Origin of the sequence: Pseudomonas sp. fls2-241-TYG-175 (assembly GCF_030209155.1) — a bacterium.
Lineage (GTDB): Bacteria > Pseudomonadota > Gammaproteobacteria > Pseudomonadales > Pseudomonadaceae > Aquipseudomonas > Aquipseudomonas viridiflava.
In genome coordinates this window covers 18582-43752 of sequence record NZ_JARVSO010000049.1, presented here as the reverse complement: position 1 = coordinate 43752, position 25171 = coordinate 18582, and the positions used below count along the sequence as shown (strand labels likewise).

The 25171-nt window shown below is 60.2% G+C and carries 27 protein-coding genes; 1 reads left to right on the top strand and 26 read right to left on the bottom strand.

Annotated features, from left to right (window positions below; all coding sequences use genetic code 11):
- Positions 1-62: 62 nt before the first annotated feature.
- From QRN20_RS24975 to QRN20_RS24865, 23 genes are all read right to left on the bottom strand, one after another.
- Complete coding sequence (locus QRN20_RS24975) at positions 63-740, bottom strand: SPOR domain-containing protein (RefSeq protein WP_025994111.1); 678 nt, start codon at positions 738-740, stop codon at positions 63-65.
- Positions 724-2028 (bottom strand): bifunctional tetrahydrofolate synthase/dihydrofolate synthase, encoded by a 1305-nt coding sequence (gene folC / locus QRN20_RS24970; protein ID WP_122429332.1) that lies wholly within the window; start codon positions 2026-2028, stop codon positions 724-726. The genes QRN20_RS24975 and folC overlap by 17 nt, the downstream gene beginning before the upstream one ends.
- Complete coding sequence (gene accD / locus QRN20_RS24965; RefSeq protein WP_004884545.1) at positions 2025-2945, bottom strand: acetyl-CoA carboxylase, carboxyltransferase subunit beta; 921 nt, start codon at positions 2943-2945, stop codon at positions 2025-2027. The genes folC and accD overlap by 4 nt, the downstream gene beginning before the upstream one ends.
- 251 nt (positions 2946-3196) lie before the next feature.
- Positions 3197-3817, bottom strand: a complete 621-nt coding sequence (locus tag QRN20_RS24960; protein WP_004884548.1) for a phosphoribosylanthranilate isomerase — start codon at positions 3815-3817, stop codon at positions 3197-3199.
- 60 nt (positions 3818-3877) lie between these two features.
- Positions 3878-4702 carry a tRNA pseudouridine(38-40) synthase TruA gene (truA, locus tag QRN20_RS24955; protein ID WP_004884553.1) on the bottom strand — a complete coding sequence of 275 codons (825 nt, stop codon included), beginning with the start codon at positions 4700-4702 and terminating at the stop codon, positions 3878-3880.
- A gap of 153 nt (positions 4703-4855) precedes the next feature.
- Positions 4856-7732, bottom strand: a complete 2877-nt coding sequence (locus QRN20_RS24950) for a motility hub landmark protein FimV (protein WP_285361474.1) — start codon at positions 7730-7732, stop codon at positions 4856-4858.
- 108 nt (positions 7733-7840) lie between these two features.
- Entirely contained in the window at positions 7841-8854 is a 1014-nt protein-coding gene (locus QRN20_RS24945) for an aspartate-semialdehyde dehydrogenase (RefSeq protein WP_029241224.1), read from the bottom strand.
- Positions 8855-8939: 85 nt separating this feature from the next.
- On the bottom strand, positions 8940-9500 hold the full coding sequence (locus QRN20_RS24940; RefSeq protein WP_029241223.1) for a DUF1285 domain-containing protein: 561 nt from the start codon (positions 9498-9500) through the stop codon (positions 8940-8942).
- Between the two features lie 9 nt (positions 9501-9509).
- A complete protein-coding gene (locus QRN20_RS24935; protein WP_004884561.1) occupies positions 9510-10112 on the bottom strand; it encodes a DUF4823 domain-containing protein in 603 nt (200 codons plus the stop codon).
- 123 nt (positions 10113-10235) lie between these two features.
- On the bottom strand, positions 10236-10898 hold the full coding sequence (locus tag QRN20_RS24930) for a TetR/AcrR family transcriptional regulator (RefSeq protein ID WP_004884565.1): 663 nt from the start codon (positions 10896-10898) through the stop codon (positions 10236-10238).
- 441 nt (positions 10899-11339) lie between these two features.
- A complete protein-coding gene (locus QRN20_RS24925; protein ID WP_025994105.1) occupies positions 11340-12125 on the bottom strand; it encodes a TatD family hydrolase in 786 nt (261 codons plus the stop codon).
- Between the two features lie 14 nt (positions 12126-12139).
- Positions 12140-12496: a PilZ domain-containing protein gene (locus QRN20_RS24920; protein ID WP_004884570.1), complete on the bottom strand. Its 357-nt coding sequence runs from the start codon at positions 12494-12496 to the stop codon at positions 12140-12142.
- 30 nt (positions 12497-12526) lie between these two features.
- The gene (locus QRN20_RS24915) at positions 12527-13513 is read right to left on the bottom strand and encodes a DNA polymerase III subunit delta' (protein WP_122429330.1); all 987 of its coding nucleotides are present in this window, start codon (positions 13511-13513) and stop codon (positions 12527-12529) included.
- Positions 13506-14138: a dTMP kinase gene (gene tmk, locus QRN20_RS24910; protein ID WP_122429329.1), complete on the bottom strand. Its 633-nt coding sequence runs from the start codon at positions 14136-14138 to the stop codon at positions 13506-13508. Before tmk ends, QRN20_RS24915 begins: the two co-directional genes overlap by 8 nt.
- A gap of 19 nt (positions 14139-14157) precedes the next feature.
- Positions 14158-15297, bottom strand: a complete 1140-nt coding sequence (mltG, locus tag QRN20_RS24905) for an endolytic transglycosylase MltG (RefSeq protein ID WP_122429328.1) — start codon at positions 15295-15297, stop codon at positions 14158-14160.
- A 3-nt stretch (positions 15298-15300) separates the two neighbouring features.
- Positions 15301-16116, bottom strand: coding sequence for an aminodeoxychorismate lyase (gene pabC, locus QRN20_RS24900; RefSeq protein WP_004884575.1), 816 nt, complete (start codon positions 16114-16116; stop codon positions 15301-15303).
- Complete coding sequence (fabF, locus tag QRN20_RS24895) at positions 16116-17360, bottom strand: beta-ketoacyl-ACP synthase II (RefSeq protein WP_029241219.1); 1245 nt, start codon at positions 17358-17360, stop codon at positions 16116-16118. The genes pabC and fabF overlap by 1 nt, the downstream gene beginning before the upstream one ends.
- A gap of 112 nt (positions 17361-17472) precedes the next feature.
- A complete protein-coding gene (acpP, locus tag QRN20_RS24890) occupies positions 17473-17709 on the bottom strand; it encodes an acyl carrier protein (protein WP_004884578.1) in 237 nt (78 codons plus the stop codon).
- Between the two features lie 192 nt (positions 17710-17901).
- On the bottom strand, positions 17902-18645 hold the full coding sequence (fabG, locus tag QRN20_RS24885; RefSeq protein WP_122415059.1) for a 3-oxoacyl-ACP reductase FabG: 744 nt from the start codon (positions 18643-18645) through the stop codon (positions 17902-17904).
- A gap of 15 nt (positions 18646-18660) precedes the next feature.
- Positions 18661-19599: an ACP S-malonyltransferase gene (gene fabD / locus QRN20_RS24880; protein WP_122415060.1), complete on the bottom strand. Its 939-nt coding sequence runs from the start codon at positions 19597-19599 to the stop codon at positions 18661-18663.
- Between the two features lie 130 nt (positions 19600-19729).
- Entirely contained in the window at positions 19730-20752 is a 1023-nt protein-coding gene (gene plsX, locus QRN20_RS24875; protein WP_122429327.1) for a phosphate acyltransferase PlsX, read from the bottom strand.
- A 4-nt stretch (positions 20753-20756) separates the two neighbouring features.
- The gene (gene rpmF / locus QRN20_RS24870) at positions 20757-20939 is read right to left on the bottom strand and encodes a 50S ribosomal protein L32 (RefSeq protein ID WP_002552688.1); all 183 of its coding nucleotides are present in this window, start codon (positions 20937-20939) and stop codon (positions 20757-20759) included.
- A gap of 13 nt (positions 20940-20952) precedes the next feature.
- On the bottom strand, positions 20953-21480 hold the full coding sequence (locus QRN20_RS24865; RefSeq protein ID WP_004884585.1) for a YceD family protein: 528 nt from the start codon (positions 21478-21480) through the stop codon (positions 20953-20955).
- Positions 21481-21586: 106 nt separating this feature from the next.
- Between QRN20_RS24865 and QRN20_RS24860 the strand changes: the two genes are divergently transcribed.
- Positions 21587-22165, top strand: a complete 579-nt coding sequence (locus QRN20_RS24860; RefSeq protein ID WP_285361467.1) for a Maf family protein — start codon at positions 21587-21589, stop codon at positions 22163-22165.
- 53 nt (positions 22166-22218) lie between these two features.
- Here QRN20_RS24860 and QRN20_RS24855 read toward each other — a convergent pair whose 3' ends face one another.
- Genes QRN20_RS24855 through rluC form a run of 3 tightly spaced genes read right to left on the bottom strand, consistent with a single transcriptional unit; the run spans position 22219 to position 24847 of the window.
- Positions 22219-23217 carry a S49 family peptidase gene (locus QRN20_RS24855; protein ID WP_025994096.1) on the bottom strand — a complete coding sequence of 333 codons (999 nt, stop codon included), beginning with the start codon at positions 23215-23217 and terminating at the stop codon, positions 22219-22221.
- Positions 23218-23241: 24 nt separating this feature from the next.
- Positions 23242-23901: an HAD-IIIA family hydrolase gene (locus QRN20_RS24850; RefSeq protein ID WP_029241216.1), complete on the bottom strand. Its 660-nt coding sequence runs from the start codon at positions 23899-23901 to the stop codon at positions 23242-23244.
- Positions 23888-24847, bottom strand: a complete 960-nt coding sequence (gene rluC / locus QRN20_RS24845; RefSeq protein ID WP_004884593.1) for a 23S rRNA pseudouridine(955/2504/2580) synthase RluC — start codon at positions 24845-24847, stop codon at positions 23888-23890. The genes QRN20_RS24850 and rluC overlap by 14 nt, the downstream gene beginning before the upstream one ends.
- Positions 24848-25171 lie beyond the last annotated feature (324 nt).

Sequence of the window (25171 nt, the reverse complement as noted above, 5' to 3'; positions counted from 1 at the left end):
TATCGGCGGGCGTCATTTTCCGTTCAAACGGCTTGGCAGAGCCTGTACAGAGGGCGGGAAGATCAGCCCTTTTCAGGCTGGAACCGCACCACAATACCTTTGAGTTTCTGCTGCTTGTCGAGTTGGTCACGCAGGCGATCAGCCTCGGCGCGCTCGATCAGCGGACCCACGAACACCCGGTTGACGCCATCGGCGGTGCGAATGTAGGCGTTGTAACCCTGGGTACGCAGGGTTTTCTGCAGATTGTCGGCGTTGGCACGGTTGGACATGCTGGCCAACTGCACAGACCAACTGACTGACAGACCGTTGGCATCGACGCCGCTCGGCGCGGCCTTGGCGACCGCCGGTGCAGAAGGTGCGGCAGGCGTTGTTACAGGCGCTGCCGGAGCCGGTGTCGGCTTCGGTGCTGGCGCAGGCTTGGCTGCCTGTGGCGCAGCGGCCGCTGGAGCCTGTGCGGCAGGAGCAGGCGCAATCGGCATCGACGGCGGCTGATTGCTTGCCGCGGCATTGTCCTCATCCGGAACAGGCTCCTGTGGCAATGCCTGAGGCTCGGGAACGGTCACAGGCTCGACCTGTACCTGCTGACCCGCAGGCGCCTGTGGAGCGGCAGGCGCATCGACCTGAACCGGATGGCTCTCGTCCTGACGGGTGAACAGCATCGGGAGAAAGATCACCGCCAGGGCGATCAGTACCAGAGCACCCACCATCCGCTGCTTGAATACGTTATCCAGCAAAGCCATTTGCAGCGTCCTCGTCGGTATGCCGGGCCAGCCAATCCAGGGCCTCGGCTACACAGTAAAAAGATCCGAACAGCAGAATTTCGTCATCGGGCGTGGCATGCGTGCACTGAGCTTCCAGCGCAGACGCAATACTCTGGTAGGACTTCACGCGCGCCCCAAGGTTCTCCAGAGCAACCTGCAACTCTGCCGCAGGCCGACTACGGGAGGTGGGCAGCGGCGCAACGGCCCAGTCCTGAATGCTGGAAGCCAGCTCATGGACCACACCGTCAAGATCCTTGTCAGAGAGCAGGCCGAACACCGCCAAACGTTTGCCGATCACCGGCCGCTGCGCCATGCGGTGCGCGAGAAACTGCGCAGCATGCGGGTTGTGGCCCACATCGAGCAGCAGCGTGAGCGCCCTGCCCTGCCAATGAACGGTACGGCGGTCGAGACGGCCGACGAGTCGGGTATGCGCCAACGCCTCGCTGACGACCTGCTGATTCAGGGGGTAGCCCAGCAACGCAAACGCCTGGAGTGCCAGCGCGGCATTCTGCATGGGCAGATCGAGCAACGGCAGATCACGCAGCTCGACCACCTCGCCGTGAGCAATACCGCGCCAGTCCCAGCCTTGCGGACCGACAGACAGATCAAAGTCATGACCTCGTAGCAGCAAGGGACAGCCCAACTCTCGAGCCTTGGCCAGCAAAGGCTCAGGCGGATCGAGGTCGCCGCAGAGTGCCGGGCGACCGGCACGGAAGATACCGGCCTTTTCGAAAGCCACGGATTCGCGCGTGTCGCCCAGCCAGTCGGCATGGTCAACACCAATGCTGGTGACCAGGGCGAGATCGGCATCAATGAGATTGACGGCGTCCAGGCGACCGCCCAGACCGACTTCCAGCACGACTGCATCAAGCTGCGCCTGCTCGAACAGCCAGAACGCGGCGAGCGTGCCCATTTCGAAATAGGTCAGCGTGACATCGCCACGCGCCGATTCGACCGCTGCAAAGGCATCACACAACTCAAGATCGGTTGCTTCGACACCCTGCACCTTCACCCGCTCGTTATAACGCAGCAGATGCGGGGAGCTGTAGACACCCACCTTGAGCCTCTGAGCCTGCAACAGGGACGCGACAAAGGCGCAGGTCGAGCCCTTGCCGTTGGTACCGGTTACCGTGATGACCCGAGGCGCCGGGCGTGTGAGCCCCAGTTGCTGCGCCACCTTTCGCGACCGATCCAGCCCCATGTCGATGGCAGAAGGATGCAGTTGCTCGAGGTAGGCAAGCCAGTCGCCCAGGGTCGACGGGGTCATACCGTGGCCGGAGCCGGCGGAACGACGATCGGCTCGATCACTGGCGCCACGAATTTCGGCGTCGGCAGGTTCATCATTTGCGCAAGTAGGTTGCCCAGACGAGGGCGCAGCTCGCTGCGAGCGATGATCATGTCGATTGCGCCGTGATCCAGCAGGAACTCGCTGCGCTGGAAACCTTCAGGCAGTTTTTCGCGAACGGTCTGCTCGATGACGCGAGGACCGGCAAAACCGATCAGCGCCTTGGGCTCAGCGACAATCACGTCGCCCAGCATTGCCAGACTTGCAGAAACACCACCGTAGACCGGATCGGTCAATACCGAGATGAACGGCAGGCCTTCTTCACGAAGACGCGCCAGCACGGCCGACGTCTTGGCCATCTGCATCAGGGAAATCAGCGCTTCCTGCATGCGCGCACCACCGGAAGCGGCAAAGCAGATCATCGGGCAGCGGTTTTCCAGTGCGTAGTCGGCAGCGCGCACGAAGCGCTCGCCAACGATGGCGCCCATCGAGCCACCCATGAAGGAAAACTCGAACGCCGAGGCGACAACCGGCATGCCCAACAGCGTGCCGCTCATGGAGATCAGGGCGTCCTTCTCACCTGTCTGCTTCTGCGCAGCGGTCAGACGGTCCTTGTACTTCTTGCCGTCGCGGAATTTCAGACGGTCAACCGGCTCCAGATCGGCACCCAGCTCCTCACGGCCCTCGGCATCCAGGAAGATGTCCAGACGGGCGCGGGCACCGATACGCATGTGATGGTTGCACTTGGGGCAGACATCCAGCGTCTTTTCCAGCTCAGGCCGATAGAGCACTGCTTCGCAGGACGGGCACTTGTGCCACAGCCCTTCAGGAACCGAACTCTTCTTGACCTCGGAACGCATGATCGATGGGATCAGTTTGTCTACCAACCAGTTGCTCATGCTTTATCTCTCCAGTACCCGTGTGGCTCGAACGCATGACGTTTTCACGCCAGACGCATGCCCTCAGCTAAATTCGTTAGTTGGCGATGAGACGGGGAACGGTCGACCGTCGGCCTGACCTGCACACCCTCTACCACGATTTTTTTTACAACCCGGACGATGCGCACCGGCACCGCCCTTGACTCAATTCGACCCGCAGGACTTGTGGCGGGGACAGGCTTATGGACGGCGGCCGAACCGCAGCCGTCACATCACGCACCCTGGACCGCACTCATGAACGCGAGAATCTTTTCCCGATCCTTGATGCCCTTGCCTTTTTCGACGCCACCGCTGACATCCACCGCGTAGGGTTTGACCTGGGCAATCGCCTGCGCCACGTTGGCCGACGTCAACCCGCCCGCCAGAATGACCGGTTTGCTCAGTTCACTCGGAATCAATGCCCAGTCGAACGTTTCACCCGTACCGCCGGGCACACCCTCGACGTAAGTGTCGAGAAGGACGCCGCGCGCATTACGGTAGGCACGGCAGGCCTGTTCGATATCGTCACCCGCTTTCACGCGCAACGCCTTGATGTAGGGACGATGATAGCCGTCGCATTCTTCCGGCGTTTCGTCGCCGTGAAACTGCAACATATCCAGCGCAACGGCATCCAGCGTTTCATTGAGCTCGCAACGGCTGGCATTGACGAACAGACCGACCGTGGTGATGAACGGCGGCAACGCGGCGATAATTGCACGCGCCTGCTGCACGCTCACGGCGCGTGGACTTTTGGCGTAAAACACCAGCCCGATGGCATCGGCGCCTGCTTCGACAGCCGCCAGGGCATCTTCTATGCGGGTAATCCCGCAGATCTTGCTGCGAACGGCTGACATATAGTGAAAACCTCAGACCTTTCGGAAAGTCCCGGATGTTAGCAAATGCTTGCCGGGGCGTCAGCCGTCAAGTTCGGCGAAGCCCGTCAGAAAATGCGGACCGATATAACGCTCGGGCAACGGAAACTGCTCACGGTACTCGACCTGCACCAGATAGAGCCCATAGGGATGCGCGGTGACGCCCCCGGTACGACGCACTTTGCTTTCCAGCACGTCACGCGCCCATTCGACCGGACGCTCGCCTGCGCCGATGGTCATCAACACACCCGCGATGTTACGCACCATGTGATGCAGGAACGCGTTGGCGCGCACATCGATGACGATCATCTTGCCGTGCCGGGTCACGCGCAAGTGGTGCAATTGCTTGATCGGCGACTTGGCCTGACATTGCCCGGCACGAAACGCACTGAAATCGTGGGTTCCGACCAGATGCTGCGCGGCCTCGGCCATACGCGTCACGTCGAGCGGACGATGGTTCCAGGTGATTTCCTGCCCCAGATGCGCCGGACGGATCTGATCGTTATAGATCACATAGCGATAACGGCGGGCGATGGCCTTGAAACGCGCATGAAATTCGGCGGGCATCACCCGAGCCCAGGTCACGCTGATATCGTGGGGCAGATTGATGTTGGCACCCATGACCCAGGCTTTCATGGAGCGCTCGGCCTGCGTATCGAAGTGCACCACCTGCCCACAGGCGTGCACACCGGCGTCCGTGCGCCCGGCGCACATGAGCGAGACCGGCGAGTCGGCCACTTTGGACAGGGCATTTTCCAGGGTTTCCTGCACCGTCAGCACGCCGGACGCCTGACGCTGCCAGCCGCAATAGCGCGACCCTTTGTATTCCACGCCCAGCGCGATTCGGGAAAAGCCCTCGGCAGCCATCTCGGCGGCCGGGTTATCTATGTTCGCCAAGGTGTGACAGCCTGTCGGTTTGCGAAAAGTCGGCCATTATACGGCCGCAAAAAAAAGACGCCACAGCGGGCGTCAAATGCAGACGGCCGCAAAAGCGGCCGTCCGGGATCAGCATGAGCGGACTCAGGCAAGCCGCGAGAGCATGTCACGCGCTTCGCTTTTCTGACCGTCATCACCTTCATTGACGACCTCGTCGAGAATATCCCGCGCCCCGTCGGCATCGCCCATGTCGATGTAGGCACGCGCCAGATCCAGCTTGGTCGCAGCCTCATCGGTACCGGCCATGAAATCGAAGTCCGGCTCATCGTCCAGCGCCATGGCGTCTTCTGCGGTGAACCTTGGCTCGTCGAGAGGCGGATGCTCGAGGTTCTGCGAAAGACGGTCCAGCTCGGCATTCACATCGTCGATTTCAGATGCGAAAGCCTGACTGGCCTGGTCCGATTCGATTTCATCAGCCAGCGACAGGTCAAAATCTTCCGGCAGTTCCAGATCGTCACTGACCGGCGGCGTCGCCAGCGGTGCAGCGTCGACAACCGGCTCGACAGGATCGTCGCCGAGGCCGAGCAGGAAATCATCCTCGTTCTTGAGCACCGGGTCCTCTTCAGTGAGGTCCAGATCGAAATCAGCCAGGTCGTCAGGTGTCGCTGACGCCCGAGCGGCCTCCTGCTCGCGCATGATCGACTCGAAGCTCAGCTCTTCATCATCAGGCGCAGCGGAAACGACCGGCTCGTCCAGCAACAGATCGTCAGGATCGGTCACAGTCGGCAGCTCTTGCGCAGCAGGCTCGTCGAACTCGTCCAGGCTCAGATCGAAATCATGATCGAACTCTTCGGAGGCGACTGGCGGTTCTTCTACCACCGGAGACTCGACCTCGGACGCCACAAGAGGCGCAGGCTCCGGCTCAAGAATTGGTTCCGGCTCTGGCTCTGGCTCTGGCTCTGGCTCTGGCTCTGGCTCTGCAGAATCGTCGGCCAGCAGTTCCTCGACATACTTGGCATCCAGCTCAGCAGCCAGGGCTGCCGCTGTGGCGGCACCTGCTGCCACTGCCACAGGAGCTACCACCGATGCCGGCTCAGCGACGACCGGCGCCACAGGAGTTTGGGTCGAGTGTGAATCTTTTAGCTGCTCGCCCTCAGCTTCAAGCTTTCCCGAGGCCACCAGTTTGCGCTCGTGCGCCGCGTAGGCCTTGTTGTTGCCCTGTTCAGCGTAGATTTCCATCAGCTTGAGGCGGATGTCATCACGCTCGGGCTCGTTCTTCACCGACTCCTCGAGCAACTCGACTGCCTGATTCATACGTCCGTAAGCAATGTGAATCTCAGCCTGCACCAGAGGGTCGGCCGGTCGTTCGCGCGCAGCTGTTGCCGCTGCGGCAGCGGGACCTGCGCCCATGCGTACGTTAGGCGACACGACATCAAGGCCGTCAAAACTGGCAGGCGGTGCGTTCATGTCCATGTCGGATACGAATTGCGACTCTTCAGCCAGTGCGCGAGCCATGCGGCGGTGCTTCTCGGCTTCGGCCTTGGCAGCACGGCGGCGCGCCATGAACAGCAGGATCAGCGCCAGAATCAGCAGCACCGCACCACCGATCAACCCCAGCAATACCGGGTTGTCGAGAATCTTCTGCAGGGTGTCCTCTTCTTCCGGAGCCGCGACCGGCTCGACGGCGAGTGGCTGTTCAGCGGCTGGAGTCGCCACCTGCGCAGCGCCCGCTGGCAAAGCATCTTCAGGCGCAATCTCGCCCGCTGGTTTGACCGGTGCGCCATTGGCATCGACCAGCGAAGCCGGCACGGCTGCGTTGGCTGGACTGGCAGGATCGGCTGGCGTAGCGGCAGGCGGCGGCACGGCTGCACCGGCGGCCTGCATCTTGGCCAACTGACCGTTCTTGAGTTCAACCAGACGCTGCAGCTTGTCCAGTTGGCTCTGCAGATCGTTCATGCGGCTTTTCAGCTCGGCATTGTCGCGACGCGTGGTGTCCAGCGCTTCCTGAGCCACTGCAAGCTTGTTGCTCAGGTCACTGTCGCCCGCGGCGCCTTTGGCGGCCGGCTTTCCGCTGGCCGAAACCAGGCTGAGGTTGTCGGCGGTATCCACCTTGGAAGGTGCTGCACCGGCACGATCACGGCGAGTGGCATCCACCTGGCGCGGCCCGGCCGGGAGACGGCGACCTTCACGCCACGCGCTGTACTGGCGGGAGACCTCGGCAACGGCCTGAGGCTGCGGCAAGGCCGTGGTCTGCTGAGGTGTCGGCAGACGCAGGACCTGACCTTTCTTCAATCGATTGATGTTGCCGCCCATGAATGCATCAGGGTTGAGCGCCTGAATCGCGAGCATGGTCTGTTGCACGGTTCCGCCGGTACGAACCTTCGCAGCGATTTCCCACAAGGTGTCGTTGTTGGCAGTGACGTACTGGGACTGCTTGTCGGCAGCCGGCGGAGGCAGGGTCGAGCCCTGCGTAGCAGCGGGTTGTGCAGGCTGCTCGGCAGGTGTCGCCTCAGCCGATGGGGCAACGCTTGGCAGTTGAGCTGGCGCCCCGGTTTCTGCGGCGGGGGCAGCGGGAGCAGCAGGCGCGGGCGCTGCTGCAGCGGCGGCCGCCTCTGGCGAAAACTTCGGCGGATCCAGCAGCAGGCTGTATTCGCGCAGCAAACGTCCGTTCGGCCACAGCACCTGAACCAGGAATTTTACATAGGGCTCCCGGACCGGCTTGCTGGACGTGATACGCAGGACACTCCTGCCATTGGCATTGATGACCGGCGTAAAACTCAGATCATTGAGAAACGCCTGGCGCGTGATACCCGCCTGGGCGAAGTCAGCCGTCGTTGCAAGACTCGGTACAACCTGCGCGGCATTGACGCCCTGCGCATCGGTCAACTCGATCTCGGCTACCAATGGCTGGTTCAGGGTCGACTTGACAGACAATTCCCCGAGCCCCAACGCCTGCGCCATCCCTGATGACAGCGCCGAAGCCGCAGCGATCGCTAATACCAGTTTACGAACCTGAACCATAGCCCATCCCTTGTTTAAAGATTCTCCGGCATCCGGAGAGGTAGTCCTGCGTTGGGTGTAAGGCGTATCGCCGCTAGAACAATTATTCAAAGTGTTGCCAAGTATCTTTTACACATAGTCTTTTATCAACAATTCGCCAACCTGCACAGCGTTGAGCGCTGCACCTTTGCGAACATTGTCCGAGGTTATCCACAGCTCAAGTTGCTCCGGGTCGTCTATTCCTGTCCGAACGCGTCCTACGTAAACCACGTCCTGACCGACCGCATCGCCAACGGGTGTCGGGTAATCACCGGCATCGACCAACTCAATGCCTTCGGCAGATTCGAGCGCCGCATTCACAGCAGCGAGATCGATCGGCGCGGCGGCCTGAATCGACACAGTAAAGCTGTCGCCAAAGAAAACCGGGACCTGAATGCAACTGGCAGCCACTTTCAACGAAGGCAGCGCCAACAATTCACGCACTTCCGCGACCAGACGTCGTTCCAGCGCGAGGTGCCCTGCTTCATCCGGCTTGCCGACCTGGGCCAGCACGTTGAACGCCATCTGCCGATCAAAGAATCGCGTTTCCAGAGGACGGACGTTCAACAGCTCAGTGGTCTGGCGCGCCAGCTCGGTCACCCCTTCACGGCCTTGAGTGGAGACAGCCAGACAGGCTGTTACCGCAACATGACGCAGATCGAACAATTGGCGCAGAGGCGCCAGTGCCAGCGCAACCGCAGTGGCCGAAGCGCTCGGGCTTGATATCAGGCGCGGCGCAGCGTGGGCAGGCGCCAGCAGTTGGCCATTGATTTCAGGGACAACACTGGGTGCCTGCGCGGCGGAAAACACGCCTGACAGATCGATGACGGCGCATCCGGCGGCCACCGCCTTCTCGGCGTGGCTGCGACTGACCGCAGGGCCGGCGGCGAAGAACGCCATCCTGACCTTGCCGAAGTCGAACTCATCGACTTCGCGCACGCGCACGTTTTTGCCGCGGAAAGGCACTGAGTGCCCTGCCGATTCGATGCTGGCCAGCAGGTGCAGATCACCGACCGGAAAATCGCGTTCTTCCAGAATCTGGACGATGGTTTCGCCGACAGTACCGGTCGCGCCTACAACGGCGATATCAATGGACTGACTCATGCAAAAACCTCAGGAAAATCAGGGAGCGGCACTTTAACCGCCGAACTGCCGACAGGCAATTGAGCCTGTCGAATACCGGGCCGTCTCAGGGCTCAAGGCCGATCCTGAAGAACACGCCATGGCTCCACACGCCCAACCAGCGCTGACCGTCGATCTCTTCAACGACTGCCAGCTCTACCAACTGGTAAAACACATTGCGATGAATCAGCGCTTCGAGGTTGGTCCGCACGTGAACATAAGGTGCGGGCTCTTGAGTCAGGGGATCGATGACAACGCGCAAGGGATGTTCGGCACTCGCCTCAACCTCGTCCTCGACGTTGGTCACGAAGCGCAATATCTGGCTGACACCCTCGTCAATCACGGTGAGCGTGACCGCAACGAACGGTGCATCATCGACCTTGATGCCGACCCTTTCGACCGGCGTGACCAGAACATAATCGTCGCCATCACGGCGCAGGATGGTGGAGAACAACCGCACCATCGGTTTACGACCGATTGGGGTGCCCTGGTAATACCAGGTGCCATCCCGGGCAATACGCATATCGATGTCGCCACAGAACGGCGGATTCCATAGATGCACAGGCGGCAACCCTTTGGTTTTCGGGATCTGCGCAAACAGATCGCCCGCCTTGCCTGAATCGGTCATGCCTTACTCCTAACGCGCGATACCCAACAAGGTACGAGCGTAGTCCTCAAGTGGCGGACCTAGCAAATCTTCGGGACTTGTATCGTAAAGCGTCAGCAATCCGCCGCGACTGCGAATCCGCGCGCTGTCTATCAGGTAACGGGTGCTGGTTTCGATCAACATGAGCTGAATGACACCCGAGTCGACGCCCAGGCGATCCACCGCTTCCTGGTCGGACCACTGGTCACCGTTGCCGATGCGGTCGTCAGCCTTGGCGAAACGGGTGTAGAGCAGATAATGCGCACCGGCACTGCGTGCCTCGATCATGGCTTCGTCCAGACCCAGCGGCGCAGGGGCGCGACGAACCATCGGGAAGTACTCGACGAAGCCTTTGAACGCTTCTTCGGCGACTACGTTGGGGCGTGGATAGGCTCGGCCGGGCGGCACGAAGGCACCTTGGGCGATATAGATGAACGAGTCGGGCTGCACGCGCCAGTTGGCGATACGGCGGGTCTCGCTGTGATCGAGCAGCCCCGCATCGCTGAACTGTTCTCGAACACCCTCACCCATATCACTGACTTTCATGCAGCCGCCCAACGCCAAAAACGTCAGCAGCAAAACCAGGCTACGCATCATCCCCTCCAAATACCGGTGACGGAAAACCGGCGAATGGTCGTCGGATGCAGCTTCCGCGCCATGTCCGCAAGAAGGTGTGAAGAGTCTTGAAAGGCGGCACATGAAGTGCCGCCAGAGCGATCAGGAGACAGCCGGATCCGGCTTCGTTTCAGGAGGGGTATCGCCATCACGCTTGCGCTTGTTGCCCATGCGCACACCGATGTCCATCAGGAAGTGAAAGAAGCCTTCCTGATCTTCCAGCACGTTGCTCCAGAACGGCGAGTGATACAGCGCGACGGCGCCATGCACCAGCGCCCAGGCGGCACAGTAGTGGTAATACGGCGGGACGTCTTCCAGCTTGCCTTCGGTGATGCGGCCCTTGATCAGCAGCGTCAGGTGTTCGAAGTTGGAGGCGCGGATCTTGTGCAGTTCCTCGACCAGCTCAGGGACCTGATTGCCCTTGACCACCTTTTCCTCAAGACGGTCGAACAGGCGATAGCGCTGCGGGTCGCGCATGCGGAACTCAAAGTAGGCACGTGAAAGCGCCTCTTTGTCCTTGTCGACATCGGCCGAGTGCAGCAGCTCGTTCAAATCGCGCTCGTAATCGAGCATCAGGCGCAGATAGATTTCCGCCTTGGATTTGAAATGCTTGTAGATCGTGCCTTTGCCGATGCCGACGGCGTCCGCGATCATCTCGACCGTGACGCTGTCTTCGCCCTGCTCAAGGAACAGTTTTAGCGCGGTGTCGAGAATTTCCTGCTCACGGCGGCGAAACTCACGGACCTTACGAGGTTCTTTCTGCATAGGAAGGTCTGATTGGGATCGAAATCGAAGCCGCGTATTATGCCCAATTGCCGACAAATTGCACGGATCATCCGACCATATCGCCGTATATGAGCGAATCCATGCCTTCATCGGGCATTTGGTGATCGGTGCCGGAGACGTTTGACTCCCACCCTGCGGGGGTTTGGTACTGACGGAGGGGGCTGAGTGGTTTTTGAGTGCTCAAGAACCGGTTTGGTATTCCAAAACTGTTTAAAAAACGACCAATTCAAGCTGGACGCGCCGCGATACTGGTCAATAATTAAACCGTTGGCGCGTCATATCCCCCAAGTGACCCGCCAGTAAAGGCGCCAAAGGACAGCGTGCCTTTGTTTTACTCCTAATGGTCTTAACCCGGCTTCACCCCCCCAGAATCCGGGTTTTTTTTGCCTGCGATTTACCCGTCGATCCGGAGCAGACGATTCAGCGGGACACGTGCGCCAGCGGAAACAGACGGGTGAAGTTTTCAGTGGTCTGCTCGGCAAAACGCTCGTAGGACTCGCCGCGCAGCATCGCCAGAAACTCAGCCACTTCTCGCACATACTGCGGCAGGTTCGGCTTGCCCCGGTAAGGAATTGGAGCCAGATAGGGCGAATCGGTCTCGACCAGCAGGCGGTCGGCAGGCACCTGACGCGCCACGTCACGCAGAGCGTCCGCATTGCGGAACGTCACGATGCCGGACAGCGAAATGTAGAAACCCAGGTCCAGCGCGGCCTTGGCCATGTCCCAGTCTTCGGTGAAGCAATGCAGCACACCTGCCTGAGGCAATGCAGCCTCGCGAAGCAGGTCGAGCGTGTCGGCGCGCGCGCCTCGGGTGTGCACAATGACAGGCTTGCCGGTCGTGGCCGCCGCCTGAAGATGCAGACGGAACGACGCCTGCTGCAGTTCGGCCGCTTCGGGTTCGTAGTGGTAATCCAGACCGGTTTCGCCGATCGCTACCACGCGAGGGTGGTCCAGTTCGCCCAGCAGCCAGTCCAGCGCGGGCGCCTCGCCCGGCTTGAGGTCGAGCGGATGGATACCAACCGAGCAGTCGACATCGTCGTAGCGCTCAGCCAGCGCCTTTACGGCACCGGCATTCTCGGCACTGACCCCGATACACAGAAAGTGGCCGACGCCCCTGCCCCGCGCAGCCGCCAGGGCTGCGTCGAGCGAACCCTCGTGCTGGGTCAGGTCAAGGCGATCAAGGTGGCAATGGGAATCTACAAGCATGGGCAAGAGGACAACTACATCGTATGGGTGGGACGGTCGGACTTCAGAGCACCGACCAGATAGGTTTCGATCAGGTTGCGGGCGGTATTGTCGCCGTCATTGAACTGCACGCCAACACCGGCTGCGCGATTGCCCTGTGCGCCCTTGGGCGTGATCCAGGCAACACGGCCAGTGACCGGCACCTTCTCCGCCTGATCCATCAGATTGAGCAGCATGAACACTTCATCGCCCAGCTTGTAGCTTTTGCCGGTCGGAATGAACAGACCGCCGTTCCTGATGAATGGCATGTAGGCGGCATAGAGAACGGCCTTGTCCTTGATGGTCAGGGACAGAATGCCGTTACGCGGGCCTGTGTTGGGCGGCAGGTTCATGACAATACCTCAACGGTTGATGAGCGCAGTCTACGCCTGTCCAGGCAGGCCTGCCCACTGGACCAGCAACGCTTCGAGCAACAGCACGCGATTGAGGTTGGCCTTGGACATGACTTTCTGCCGCTGCGCCAGCACCCAGTCCTGAATGTCCAGCACTTTGCCACGCGGCGATTTCTGCGCCAGGTATTGCACCACCTTGCGCATGTCGCCCAGCCCCAGACCTTCTTCATCCTGAGTCAGCTGGTAGCGCAGAATCAGATGCGACCAGTCACAGAACCAGTCGAACAGCAGCAACAACGGTATGTCTTTCCAGCCTTCGGCCAATTGGGTCGGCGATTGCTGTTGCTTGAGCAGCTTCTTGACGCCGTCCACCACCAGTGCACGCTGTTCGCGAACGCCCTGGGCCTGGAGCGTGACAGCAGCCAGCGGCGAACCGGCGGCCAGGGTCAGCAACTCCAGACGCTCCTGTTCGGAGCTGTCAGGCAACGCGTTGCTCAGCCAAGCCAGACTCGTCTGCTCATCCGGCAACGGACAGGCCTGCTGCACGCAGCGACTCTTGACCGTTGGCAACAGGCGGCTGGGCTGGTGACTGACCAACAGCAGCACGGTATTGCCGGACGGCTCCTCAAGGCTTTTCAACAGGGCGTTGGCAGCATTGATGTTCATTGCCTCGACCGGCTCGATGAGCACGACCTTGCGGCCGCCCATCTGCGAGGTCTGCACAACGAAGCTGACCAGATCGCGAACCTGATCCACCTTGATCGGCTTGTCGGCCTCTTCAGGCTCCAGCACGTAGTTGTCGGGATGGCTGCCAGCAGCCAGCAGCAGACAGGATTTGCAGGTTCCGCAGGCATTGAGTCCGTCCAGCCGCTGACACAGCAGACTGGCCATCAAACGCTCGGCGAGCGCCCGCTTGCCGATACCGGCAGGACCATGCAGCAGGTAGGCATGCGCATGCTGAGCGCGCCCCGCCATCTGCTGCCACAGTGCCTGCTGCCACGGATAGGCTTCAGCCACGTTGCAACTCCAGCAGTTGCGGCAACAAGGCATCCAGAGAGCGCTGCACGTCGGTCAGTGTCTGCGCGGCATCCACCAGCCGGTAACGCGAAGGCTCGGCGGCGGCACGGGCCAGATAGGTGCTGCGCACGGCATCGAAAAACGCACGGCCTTCCTGCTCGAAGCGATCCAGACGGCCCCGCGCGGCGGCACGCGACAGACCGACTTCCACCGGCAGGTCGAACACCAGCGTCAGATCCGGGCGCAGATCACCCTGAACGAACTGCTCCAGCGCCGCGATGCGCTCATGGGACAAGCCTCGCCCGCCGCCCTGATAGGCATAGGTCGCATCGGTGAATCGATCACACAGAACCACTTCACCGCGCGCCAGCGCCGGACGAATCACTTCGGCCAAGTGTTGCGCACGAGCTGCGAACACCAGCAGCAGTTCGGTATCAGCGCACATGGCTTCGTCACTGGGTGCGAGCAACAGCTCACGGATACGCTCGGCCAGCGGCGTGCCGCCGGGCTCACGGGTCAACAGTACCTGGACGCCCTGAACGCGAAGCTGCGCTGCCAGGTATTCACGGTTGGTACTTTTGCCAGCCCCTTCAGGGCCTTCGAGGGTGATGAACAGGCCGGTCACAGGCAATCCTTAGTCATATTCATTGCGAAGCAGGCTCGCCTTGCGGGGCGTCCGGGACATCCCCGGATACAGGCTCGGAAGCGTTCGAATCAGGTTCGGGTGAGGCGCTGGGGGTCGGTGCCGACACCGGTGCAGGGCTGGATCGATAATCCGCGCGTCGTTTGATCTGGTATTCACGCACTGCGGCGTTGTGAGCATCCAGATCATTGGAAAATACGTGGCTGCCGTCACCCTTGGCCACGAAGTACAGGCTGTCGCCCGATACCGGATTGAGCGCAGCATGAATCGCTTCGCGCCCTACCAGCGAAATGGGCGTTGGCGGCATCCCGGCAATCACGTAGGTATTGTAGGGCGTGGCCTGCTTGAGGTCGGCCCGGGTCAGTTTGCCGTTGTAACGCTCGCCCATGCCGTAGATCACGGTCGGATCGGTCTGCAACTGCATGCCCAGCTTCAGGCGGCGTACGAATACGCCGGCAATCTGCCCGCGCTCCTGAGGCACACCGGTTTCCTTCTCGACCAGCGACGCCATGATCAGCGCCTGATACGGATCGGCATAGGGCGCGTCGGCCGCTCTCGCTGCCCATTCCTCGTCCAGTACCTCTTCCAGACGGGCATAGGCCTGCTTGAGCACTTCGGCATCGGTCATGCCGCGAACATAGCGGTAGGTGTCCGGAAAGAAGCGCCCTTCGGGAAATACGTCCGGATGGCCGATTTTCGTCATCAGTTCGGCATCGCTGAGGCCCGCCAGCGTCTGATCAAGCTTGGCCTGCTTGGCCAGCGCCGCGCGGACCTGCCGGAAATTCCAGCCTTCGACCAGCGTCAGGCTGTATTGCACCACTTCCTTGCGCTTCCAGACGCCGAACAAGGCATCGACGTCCATCCCCGGCACCATGCGGTATTCACCACTGTGCAGCGCCTGACCGGACAGATTGAAGCGCCAGTACAGACGCAGCCAGAAGGCATCCTTGATGACGCCCTCGGTCTGCAGGCGATTGAGAACGCCGGTGGGTGTCGAACCGGCCGGCACGTCCAACAGTTGTTCCTGAGTAATCTCAAGAGGCTGGTGCAGCGCCTGATACTGCTGCCAGAACGCGAAACCCAGCGCCAGGCCTGCCAGGACGAGTGCGGTTTCCAGCAACACCAATATTTTTCGGATCACGTATCAGATATCCAGAAGGCTGCAAGCGATGCCTTGCAGTTTACGGGTGAGCGGGCCAACCGGCCAGCCGAGGTGTTCAAAGGCGCGGACCGGCCAGATGCCATAGACGCTGTTGCACAGAAAGACTTCGTCCGCCTGCGCAAGATCGGATGCGCTCAGATCCCGGATATCGACATCGATACCCAGCATTGGTGCCTGATGCAGCAATTCGGCACGCATCACGCCGGCCACGCCGCACCGGGTCAGGTCCGCGGTCAACAGGCGTCCCTTCGAGACCAGGAACACATTGCTGTACACGCCTTCGATCAGACGACCCGAGGTATCGCACATCAACCCTTCGGCATGCTCGCTATCCTGCCACTCCGAACGTGCGAGGACCTGCTCCAGACGATTCAGGTGCTTGAGACCCGCCAACAACGGCTGTTCAGCCAGACGGGTCTTGCAGGGAAACAGGCGTACGCCCTGCTCGGCATGGGATGCCGGGTACAAGGGTGAAGGACCACCCTGCAGGATTCGACGCGAGCGAGAGTCCGGAGCGGGACCATACCCGCGCTGGCTGTCGCCACGGGTCAGGATCAGCTTCATGACGCCCTCGCCAAGCTGGGCAGCGAAGCGGGTCATCTCGGAACGAACCAGCGCCTGATCAATCGGAATCGACAGGCGCTGACAGGCTGTTTCAAGGCGCTGCAAATGGCGTTCGAACAGCAGCGGTTGCCCTGATTTCACTGCGACGGTTTCAAAAACCCCGTCGCCGTAGGCCAGCCCCCTGTCCTTGAGGGACACAGAGTCGGCCAGGCAGCCGTCGATCCAACTGAGCATTACTCGGTAAACCGGCGGAACACCAGCGAGCCATTGGTGCCGCCAAACCCGAAGGAGTTCGACAGAACGACGTCGATCGGCATCCGACGTGCTTCATGAGGCACGAAGTCCAGATCACAGCCTTCGCTCGGCTCGTCCAGGTTGATGGTCGGCGGCGCGACCTGATCAACCAGCGCCAGCACACTGAAGATGGCTTCGACAGCACCGGCAGCACCCAGAAGGTGGCCTGTCATCGACTTGGTGGAGCTGACCGCAAGCTTGTAGGCATGGTCGCCGAACACACTCTTGATCGCGGACGCTTCGGCCAGGTCACCAGCAGGCGTCGAGGTACCATGAGCATTGATGTAGTGCACTTGCTCGGGGTTGACCTTGGCGTCGCGCAAGGCATTGACCACGCAGCGTGCAGCACCGGCGCCGTCGTCCGGCGGTGAAGTCATGTGGAACGCATCACCGCTCATGCCGAAACCGACCAGCTCGGCGTAGATGGTTGCGCCACGTGCCTTGGCGTGCTCGAGTTCTTCGAGAACCATCGCACCGGCACCGTCGGACAGGACGAAGCCATCACGGCCCTTGTCCCACGGACGACTGGCACGGGCCGGATCGTCATTGCGGGTCGACAGCGCACGCGCCGCACCGAAGCCGCCCAGACCAAGACCACAGGCTGCCATTTCGGCGCCACCTGCAATCATGACGTCAGCTTCGTCGTAGGCAATGTTGCGTGCCGCCATGCCAATGCAGTGAGTCGCCGTGGTGCAGGCGGTCGCGATGGCGTAATTGGGTCCCTGTGCGCCCAGATGGATGGACAGGAAACCGGAAATCATGTTGATGATCGAGCCCGGTACAAAAAACGGAGAAATCCGCCCCGGCCCCTGATCGTGCAGCAGACGACTGCTGTTCTCGATGTTGGTCAGACCACCGATCCCCGAACCCATGGCAACGCCGATGCGCTCGCGATTTGCGTCGGTGACTTCAAGACCCGCATTGCGCACAGCCTGAAAGCTGGCCGCAAGTCCGTACTGAATGAAGAGATCGAGCCGGCGCGCCTCTTTGGGTGCCAGGTATTCTTCCACGTTGAATCCCTTGACCGAACCGCCGAAACGGGTGGTGAAGGCAGACAGATCCGTGTGCTCGATAAGGCCAATGCCACTGCGGCCCGCCAGAATGCCTTGCCAACTGCTGGGCACATCATTACCCAGTGGCGTGAGCATGCCCATCCCGGTGACCACGACGCGTCTACGCGACACAGGACTCTCCTTCTCTCTTGTTAACGGAACATCACAACGTTTTTTAAAGAAAAAACCGCACGCCGTTTAAAGCAGTGCGGTTTTCCCGTGCAGCAAGCAGCGATTACGAATCTTAAGCCTGGTGGCTGTTGACGTAATCGATAGCAGCTTGAACGGTAGTGATCTTTTCCGCTTCTTCGTCAGGGATTTCGGTCTCGAATTCCTCTTCCAGAGCCATTACCAGCTCAACGGTGTCCAGGGAGTCAGCGCCCAGGTCTTCAACGAAAGAAGCAGTGTTGACAACCTCTTCTTCCTTGACGCCAAGTTGCTCGGCAACGATTTTCTTGACGCGCTCTTCGATGGTGCTCATACCTAGTTTTAACTCCTAGTGGAAATATTCAGGCATCTGGCCAGAGGGTAAGTGTATAGAAGAGGTTTTACGTTTTTCAAGCGTAACGCTCTCCGCCTTTGCCCCATCGCCCTTCTGCCCATTTATAGATTGCAGCTTTATAACGGATTTTAGACAGATCTTATGACATTTTTTTGAAACAGATCGTCACATTCAGCTCATGTACATGCCGCCGTTGACCGGGATTGTCGCCCCGGTCACGTAGCCTGCGCCCTCGGAAGCGAGGAAAGACACCACATTGGCGATTTCCTGCGCCTGTCCCAGACGGCCCAGAGGAATCTGGGTCAGCAACGCTTCACGCTGTGCTTCAGGCAATTCACGCGTCATGTCGGTATCAATGAAACCTGGCGCCACCGAGTTCACGGTCACTGCACGCGAACCCACTTCACGGGCAAGAGCACGGCTGAAACCTTCCAGCCCTGCCTTCGCGGAAGCATAGTTTACTTGACCGGCGTTGCCCATGGCACCCACTACGGAGCCGATGCTGATGATACGGCCCCAGCGAGCCTTGGTCATACCGCGCAAAACACCCTTGGAAAGCCGGAACAGGCTGTTCAGGTTGGTATTGACCACGTCGTACCATTCGTCATCTTTCATGCGCATCATCAGATTGTCACGTGTGATGCCAGCGTTATTGACGAGGATCAACGGTGCGCCAACGCGCGCCTGAATGGTCGACAGCGCGGAATCGACGGATTCGGCGCTGCACACATCCAGCATCAGGCCGAAACCTTCGATGCCGGCTTCCTTGAATGCCGCGCTGATACGCTCGGCACCGGACTCGGACGTCGCGGTACCCACGACCACAGCACCATTGCGGCCCAACTCCAGGGCGATAGCTTGACCAATACCACGACTGGCACCGGTCACCAGTGCAACTTTACCTTGCAGGCTCATGCAGGCTTCTCCTAATCAGACCAGTGCCGCACGCGCGGCGGCAAAGGCGTCTGGGGTATCCAGGTTGTAAGTAGTCACGCCCTCGGCGCAACGCTTGTTCAGACCGGCAAGCACCTTGCCCGGCCCACATTCCACCAGCTGGGTAGCCCCACGGCTTGCCAGACACTGGATGGATTCCACCCAGCGCACAGGCTTGTACAACTGTTCGAGCAGGTCGCGCTTGAGCGTCGCCAGATCACTGACTGCGCTGGCGCTGACATTCTGCACCAGAGCGATTTCCGGCGCCTGCCACTCGATGGCTTCAACGGATTCGGCGAAACGCTCGGCAGCCGGGCGCATCAGCTCGCAGTGCGAAGGAACGCTGACCGGCAATGGCAGAGCGCGCTTGGCACCCCGCGCCTTGCACAGCTCCATCGCACGCTTGACGGCCTCGGCAGAACCGGCGATGACCACCTGACCCGGCGAGTTGAAGTTCACTGCGCTGACCACTTCACCCTGAGCCGCTTCGGCACAGGCAGCGATGACATCGGCGTCGTCCAGACCCAGAATTGCGGCCATGCCGCCCTGACCGGCCGGAACGGCTTCCTGCATCAACTGACCACGGCGCTCGACGAGTCTGACCGCGTCTTCCAGGCTCAGGCTCTGCGCAGCGACCAGAGCGCTGTATTCACCCAGGCTGTGACCTGCAACAAATGCAGGAACAGCGCCGCCTTCAGCCAGCCAGACATGCCACAGCGCAACCGAGGCGGTCAGGATGGCAGGTTGGGTCTTGTCAGTCTGATTGAGCAATTCGGCAGGACCGCTCTGGGTCAGCGCCCACAGGTCATAGCCCAGCGCGTCGGACGCCTGTCCAAAAGTATCGTGGATCAATGGATGCTGCTCAGCCAGCCCGGCAAGCATGCCCAGCGATTGCGATCCTTGACCCGGAAATACGAATGCGAGGGATGCAGACATTTAACAAGCCTCTGAAGTGTTGTGGCTGAAATAGGCATTCGGACGAACCGAACACGTGTATTCAAACATGGGTGTTCAAATTTACCCGACTGCCGGTTTGGATGACCGAGCAGTCGGATGCGTCACATTTTCACGACTGGCCGTTCTGCAGCATCGCTTCGAGCCGCCCGCGTAGGCGCTCCGGCTGATTCTCCCGAGTCTCGATCAACGCGCGCTGAATCGCACTCTGGAAGCCTTGAACGCTTGCCGAGCCGTGACTTTTCACAACGATACCCTGCAGACCCAGCAGACTCGCGCCATTATGGCGGGCCGGTGCCAGATCAGCCTGCAGACGCTTCAACATCGGCAACGCCAGACCGCCTACCGCACGGGTCAACAGATTGCGCTTGAACAGCATCTCGATCCGGGCGGCGATCATTGCCGCCAGGCCTTCGCTGGACTTGAGCAGGACATTTCCGACAAAACCGTCGCACACCACCACATCAGCCTCGCCCCTGTACAAGCCGTCACCTTCCACATAGCCGATGTAATTGAGACCCGGCGCCGCCTGCAGCAGGGCTGCCGCCTGCTTGACCTGCTGATTGCCCTTGATGTCTTCGGTGCCGACATTCAGCAACGCCACTTTCGGTCTTGCGACCCCCAGCGTCTCGGCCATCACGGAGCCCATGACCGCGAACTGATACAGCGCCTCGGCACTGCAATCGACGTTGGCGCCCAGATCCAGCAACTGACAATAGCCTGTGCGTGTCGGGATGGCGGCAATCATCGCCGGGCGGTCAATACCCGGCAACGTCTTGAGCACGAAACGTGACAGCGCCATCAGGGCTCCCGTATTGCCCGCACTGACGCATGCCTGGGCCTTGCCACTGGCGACCAGCTCAAGCGCAACACGCATCGACGAGTCAGGTTTGCCACGCAGTGCCTGTGACGGACGCTCGTCCATCGCAACGACTTCGCTGGCATTGACGATTTGCAGGCGCGAGCGATCTACACCGGAATGGCGGGCAATCAGTTCTTCAATAAGGGGTGTTTGGCCGACAAGGGCCAGATGAAGCGAGGGCGTAGCAGTCAGGCACGCGAGGCTTGCCTTAACAATGTTGCGGGGACCGAAGTCCCCGCCCATTGCGTCGATCGCAATGATCGGAGCGGACAAGAAATTACTCGTCAGCGCCCTTGTCGATCACTTTACGACCACGGTATACGCCTTCTGGCGATACGTGGTGACGCAGGTGAATTTCACCAGTGGTCTTTTCTACCGACAGAGTGCTTGCCTCAAGAGCGTCGTGCGAACGACGCATGTCACGGGCAGAGCGGGATTTTTTGTTCTGCTGAACAGCCATAATTGATTAACTCCTAAACGTTTGGGTCACGCTTTAACTGCGCCAATACACTGAACGGGTTGGACCGTGTCACCTCGTCCACGCTCGGTTCGGGCTCATCGAGACCCGCCGGTTGCTGGCATTCTTCCGGATGATGAGCAGGCACGATGGGCAAGGCGAGCAAAAGCTCCTCCTCGATCAGTGCCAGCAGATCCAAAGGATCTTCGCCCAGTTCCAGCACGTCATAACCTTTCGGTAACGACTGGGTATTCGCACCCTCCTTCACCACAGCGTAACTGCACTCGCTGTGGATCGGCAGGGTGACCAGCTCAAGACAACGCTGGCAAACCATCTTGACCGAGACGTCTATCGCACTGTGGATAACCACCGAACGGCGTTCGTCACGCTCGAAAATGAATTTGGCCTGCACCGTACCGACATTGTCGGCAAGCGGGTCGCAGAGTCTCTCCAAATCGGCCAGCAGCACTTCACCCTGAAGGGTAGTGCCGCGATCAGCCAATTTGCGCGGGTCAACGTGAGGTGGAATCGGGTCATTCAACATAGGCGCAGCATTCTAGGGATGCCCCCTTGGCATGTCAAAGGAAATTCAGGTCTGTTCGCATCTCTTATGGATCATTAGAATCTGCGCTCAGTTCACGGAGAATCGCATGCCTTCCCTGCTTCTAGCTTCCAGCTCGGTCTACCGTCGCGAACTGCTGGCCCGACTGCGCCTGCCGTTCACCTGCAAATCACCCGATGTCGACGAAAGCAGACGCCCCGGCGAACCCGGTCTGGAGCTCGTACTGCGCCTTGCACAGAATAAGGCGCAGGCGCTTGCCAGCGAACATTGCGACCATCTGATAATAGGTTCGGATCAGGTAGCCGTGCTCGGCGACCGGATACTCGGCAAGCCCCACACGTTCGAAGGCGCGCTGGAACAACTGTCGGCTGCCAGCGGCAAACGCGTGACCTTCCTGACCGGCCTGGCCCTGCTCAACAGCCGGACCGGCGTCTGCCAGGTGGACTGCGTTCCCTTTACCGTGCACATGCGCGACCTCGACACCGCAAGCATCGAGCGCTACCTGCACGCAGAGCAGCCTTTCGATTGCGCAGGCAGCTTCAAGGCCGAGGGCCTGGGCGTGAGCCTGTTCCGCAGCACCGAAGGCACTGACGCCACCAGCCTGATCGGCCTGCCGCTGATCCGTCTGGTGGACATGCTAATAAAGGAAGGGATCTCCATCCCCTGACCCACCATGAAAAAACCCGACAGCTGTCGGGTCTTTTCATATCCGGCGTGCGCTCAACGCAGTGTCGGACCATTGAAGCCCGCCAGCATCGCAAGCCGCTCGGCAATGCTGGTGCCCAGCTTTTTGGAGAAACGGTCAAAAGGCGACTCTTCAACGGTGTAATCGACCATGTCTTTCTCGCCGATCACCTCACGCGCCACATAAGCCGCGCTGCCCAGACCGTCCACCAGACCCAGCGGAACCGCCTGCTCGCCAGTCCAGACCAGCCCGGAGAACAACTCCGGGTGATCCTTATCCTTCAGGCGCTCGCCACGACCCTGCTTGACGCTGGCAATGAACTGCCGGTGCGTCGTGTCCAGCACACCCTGCCAGAACTGCGTTTCGTCCGCTTTCTGCGGCTGGAACGGATCAAGGAAGGCCTTGTGCTCGCCGGACGTGTAGGTCCGACGATCGACACCCAGCTTTTCCATCACGCCAACGAAGCCGAAACCGGCTGCCGTGACACCAATGGAACCCACCAGACTGGCCTTGTCGGCGTAGATCTGATCGGCAGCACTGGCGATGTAATAGGCACCCGAGGCGCCCAGATCACTGATCACGGCATAGACCTTGATGTCAGGCTTCTGCGCGCGCAGGCGACGAATCTCGTCGTACACATAACCGGACTGCACCGGACTGCCGCCAGGGCTGTTGATATTCAGGATGACGCCCTTGGTCTTGGCATCCTCGAACGCAGCACGCAACCCGGTAATGATGTTGTCGGCGCTGGCAGGCTCCTTGTCGGCGATCATGCCCTGCACATCGACCACAGCCGTGTGACTGGCGCGCCGTGATGCACCACCGCTCAGGTCCAGCATCGGAACGATCAGCACTGTAAACAGCACCACAAAGGTCAGCAGCTTGAAAAAGATCCCCCAGCGACGCGCACGCCGCTGCTCCTGGACACTGGCCAACAAGGTTTTTTCCAGCAACTTCCAGCTTTTCGCCTCTTCCCTGTCTTCAACAGGCCCATCCGCCCTCTGGGAGGCAGGCGCTTTCCATTCGTCAGACATGCTCAACTTGCTCCGGAACGATGATTAAACGCTGCGCCGATTCAACCAGGTGCGCAGTTCGGAAAAATGCTCGATGGCCAGACGAGGCTCATACGCACGCAACGAATCCAGCGATTGCGCACCATACCCCACCGCCACCGAATCCATACCCGCATTGCGTGCCATCTGCAGATCGAAGGACGAGTCCCCGATCATCAGCGAACGCTCGGGCGCAACATCACAATGCGCCATGATCTCGTGCAGCATCAACGGATCGGGCTTGCTCGCCGTTTCGTCGGCAGCCCGGGTGATATCGAAAAAATCCAGCCAGGCATTGGCCTTCAATACGCGATCCAGCCCGCGACGCGCCTTGCCCGTAGCGACCGCGAGACGGTAACCCTCGTCGCGAAACGCCTGAATGGACTCCGATACACCTTCGAATAATCGAGAAGGCACGTTATCCATCGCCATATAACAGTCGGCGTAGCGTTGGCGGAAGTCGATCAGGTCGTTTGCCGTGATCGACGGATAGAGCGTGCGGATTGCCTCGGGCAAACCCAGACCGATGATGCCCTTTATGGACTCATCATCGCGCCCTTCCATACCGCCACCGATCGCGGCAGTGCGCATGGACTCAATAATGCGTCCGATTGAATCTGCCAGCGTGCCATCCCAGTCGAAAATCAGCAGATCATAGTGGCGCACTCAAACGCTCCACTGTCTTGGCCCACATCTCGTCTACCGGTGCCTGCAAGGTAAGCTTGTCGCCGTCCGGCATCGGCACGGTCAGCATGTAAGCGTGCAGAAACAGACGCTTGCCACCCAGATCGCGGATTTCACGACTGAAATCCTCGTCGCCGTATTTGGTATCACCGGCAATCGCGTGACCGGCATGCAGCGTGTGAACACGAATCTGGTGGGTTCGACCGGTTACCGGTTTGGCCTCGACCATCGTGGCAAAATCACCGAAACGACGCAGCACCTTGAAAATCGTCAGCGCTTCCTTGCCCTCTTCGTTGACCTCGACCATCCGCTCGCCGGAACGCAGATTGCTCTTGAGCAACGGTGCACGGACCTGCTTGATGGACGTTGCCCAGTTGCCACGCACCAGCGCCATGTAGCGCTTGTCCACGCCGTCGCCACGCAAGGCCTCGTGCAGGTGACGCAACATGCTGCGCTTCTTGGCGATCATCAGCAGACCGGAGGTGTCGCGATCCAGACGGTGGACCAGCTCAAGCTCCTTGGCGTCCGGACGCAACTGGCGGAACGCTTCGATGACACCGAAGCTCAGACCACTGCCGCCATGCACGGCAATACCGGCCGGCTTGTTGAGCACGATGAGCGCCTTGTCTTCGTAGACAATGGCCGCTTCCAGACGCTGCAACAACGCCTGCGCAACAGGCACGGGCTCGTCGCGCTCAGGCACGCGCACGGGGGGAATGCGGACGATATCTCCTGCCTGCAACTTGTACTCGGGCTTGATCCGCCCCTTGTTCACACGCACTTCGCCTTTGCGCAAAATGCGGTAAATCAAGGTCTTGGGCACACCCTTGAGATAAGTGATCAGAAAATTATCGATGCGTTGACCGGCAAGTTCCGGCGCAACCTCTACCAGCTGGACGCCGGGGGTTGGAGGGGCAATATTTGTCATGGCGCAAATCATAACAATTTTTTATGGATTTGAAGCACTTAATGATTGCTGCTATAGTCGCGAACGCCGCCAAAAGCGGCCGGACAGCGGACAAACGGTTGACAGCCGACCCTGACCAACGCAATTCACGAGGACGTGAGGCCGTCCTACGGGGCTTTCGGTGACAACGCAGCATGCTGGAAACGTAACAAGCGCGGGTGACATGAGGCCGGAAACACGCCAGATCGCTGAGCAGACAGCTCGCCTTCAGTGCTAATAATTCACGGCCAGTTCACAAGGTGCAGTCGCTTCCAGACGCTACGAGCGAATGCTTCGGGAACAACG